Source organism: Blautia sp. ZXY-1-C6, from assembly GCF_056339875.1.
This window is the reverse complement of the sequence record NZ_JBWJVQ010000286.1, coordinates 1-2,691: the sequence shown is the minus strand read 5'-3', so window position 1 is coordinate 2,691 and position 2,691 is coordinate 1. Positions and strand designations below refer to the sequence as shown.

Here is a 2,691-nt window from a genome sequence, read left to right as displayed (position 1 = left end):
CACGGCAGTAGCACTTATCAATGACTAATTTCAATTGTGCTGACATTCCCCACCAATAAACTGGCGTAGCAAAAAGAATCATATCTGCGGCAGCAATTTTATCAATTGTAGGATTTGTATCATCCTTATCGACGCATCCCTTAGAGCATTGACAGACACCACATCCCCTGCATGGTGCAATGTTGAGTTTGTCGGGTTCAATGATTTCAATTTCATTCTTTTCTGACGCTCCTTTTATAAATGCATTGATTGCTGTCAGCGTGTTTCCTTTTCTGGCACTTCCATTAATGATTACAATTTTCATGCGTGTATCCTCCAACTTTTTCAATTCAAATAACTTTAGGTTGCCTGTCATAAAATATTCGAGAAGAACTCTTCTAGTAAACTATTGATCATCTCCGGTTTATCTGTATTAGAATTATGACCGGCCCCTTCAATCCACTTTAAAGGAATTTTCGTTTTTCGATGCCATTCTCTGTTATACCTTATGCATGAACCGGCATGATCCTTTGTACCACATATCAACAGGAAAGGACATTTGATTTCATAAGGCAGATCCTTTTCCATCGCCTCTGCCAGAATACGAAATCCATGCCCGGCAATTTGTGCATAACGATGCTGATCACCATCATAGACCAGCATCATTTTCTTCATCAGGTTTCTGCCATAATTAGAAGTTGCAACTCCCTTTGTTCCGGATTTCAAAAGCAACTTCCATGGGTAATGTGCATATACTGGTTCCATTCTTTTCAGAAGCCAGATCTCCGCTGCTGTCACATAGTTTCTCTGGAGCGGTGCTGAATCAATGGAAATAAAACCTGCCAGCCGGTCAGGATACAATTGTGCATAAGCCTGGCCTACATATCCTCCCATTGATTGACCGATTATAATTGGTTTTATGATTTCTTCTTTTTCAAGAATCCCATTCAGCCATTTTGCCTTATCAAACAAGTCAAAATCAAACCGGAACGGCCAGGAAGAGGCATGAGCCGGTGCATCCCATACAATAATATTATATTTTCCATCGAAGTACGCAACCTGTTTATCAAACAGTCTATGGTCAGCAGTCAGCCCCGGAAGAAATACAAGCGTCGTTGTATCCAAACTCAGAATACTTGACCAATAGTGAATTGTTCCGCAAGGAGTTTGATATGTACTTTCCTTCAACAAATCCACCTCCGCAATTTTCATTTTTCTCAGTTACACAACCTGAAAAACTTTAACTATTTTCATATTGGTTTTTTATATCAAATACATTCTGCTACATCTCATCCGGTTTTTGACCATCGTGGGCTTTCCATTGACACTCCGTCAATTTCATATCTGTAAATACCGCTTTAAACGATGAATCTTCCGGACTGCATGCATAAATTCCAAATTTGATTTTTCCTGCACCAGCCCACATATGACAAATCCTCATTTGCTTAAACCGTATGCCATCCTCAGAACATTCAATGCAATAATCATCTTCACGTCTACTGAGACGATACCACATAGATTTAATCTCTGCATCAATTTCCGTAGTTGCCCAATCTGAATATCCATTGTTTGTCACAACACTTCCCAGGTGCTGAAAATTGTCATTCTCATATTCTATAGAACCTTTCAACCAATTCTCACTGTCAAGATACATAACCACACCGCACTGATCAAAGCGATGATGGCTTTCCTTAAAATCTGTTTTCACCATAAATGAAAAAAACTTTTCCTCTGTTTCTATCTGTAAAACCGGAGCATTATCATTGCGGAAATGATAGTAAGTTCTTTGCCACAAATCAGTTCTAGTACATCGTTTCGTAAATAACTATACCAATCGCGTAGGATGCGGATTCGAGTGTGCAGGTCTAAAAGCCTCAGCGTAGCGGGCTACGCTGAGGCTTTTAGACCTGCGCAATCGGATTCGCAGACAAGTGAGTGGTATAGTTATTTCGAAAACGATGTACTAGTCTGTGTAATAATCTCAATTTTGTCATCTGTCAGCGTGTAATCATCAGGTTCTCTCATCCACTTAAAATCTTTTATATTCATTTCATTATCCCTCCAACTTCCGATTTCTATTTTCGTTTCCATAGCATAGTGTACTCTTTTTCACCAGTATCTTCATCCAAATCTTCACATTGAATAATGAACCCTTCTCTTTGATAAAAAGAAATTGCTCTGGCATTCTTCTGGTATACATTTAATCGTAAGCTAACTTTTTTATCCTTAACATAATCTAATAAAAGCTTACCTATGCCACATGACTGCATTTCATCGGAGACAAAAATACCTTCGATATATTCAGCATTTAGTCCTACAAATCCTTGAATCATTTTATCATCTTCATACACATAGACTTCGGATTGTGACATCATTTCTTTCACTAATTCATAATTACTTTTCCAGTATTGATTGGAAATAAAATAATGTGCTTTCAGATTTGTCTTTAACCATATGTCAGCAACTCTATCGATATCTCCGTTCAGCAACTTTCTAATCATAACAAATATTCTCCACAACTACATCCTTTATGCTTTTCTCTTTTATCCATTCTATCACAAGCTCACCATTAATCATCAATTTTTTGATATTTTTTCTTTTCCCCTACTGCAAAACAGCATCTGAGCGTTTCGTTATATAGAGTGGTACAAATACAGAGCAAAACTAAAAGTACACCTGACAGTAATGCTATCAGACATTGTTTTGCCTTTG

At 37.8% G+C, this 2,691-nt stretch carries 3 protein-coding genes and 1 pseudogene; all 4 read right to left on the bottom strand.

Going from position 1 to position 2,691, the window contains the following annotated elements; all coding sequences use genetic code 11:
• The coding region (locus AC075J_RS17915) for a flavodoxin family protein (RefSeq protein WP_476390570.1) at positions 1–304 on the bottom strand (304 nt) is incomplete at its 3' end.
• 47 nt (positions 305–351) lie between these two features.
• Positions 352–1,167, bottom strand: a complete 816-nt coding sequence (locus AC075J_RS17910) for an alpha/beta fold hydrolase (RefSeq protein WP_476390569.1) — start codon at positions 1,165–1,167, stop codon at positions 352–354.
• 94 nt (positions 1,168–1,261) lie between these two features.
• Positions 1,262–1,780 (bottom strand): annotated as a pseudogene (locus AC075J_RS17905) (DUF1349 domain-containing protein); the annotation flags it as partial.
• 274 nt (positions 1,781–2,054) lie between these two features.
• Positions 2,055–2,480, bottom strand: a complete 426-nt coding sequence (locus AC075J_RS17900) for a GNAT family N-acetyltransferase (protein ID WP_118331672.1) — start codon at positions 2,478–2,480, stop codon at positions 2,055–2,057.
• Positions 2,481–2,691: the final 211 nt, after the last annotated feature.

Excerpts from the sequence above, each read along its gene's own strand:
- AC075J_RS17900 (WP_118331672.1), bottom strand. The coding sequence starts at position 2,480 with ATGATTAGAAAGTTGCTGAACGGAGATATCGATAGAGTTGCTGACATA.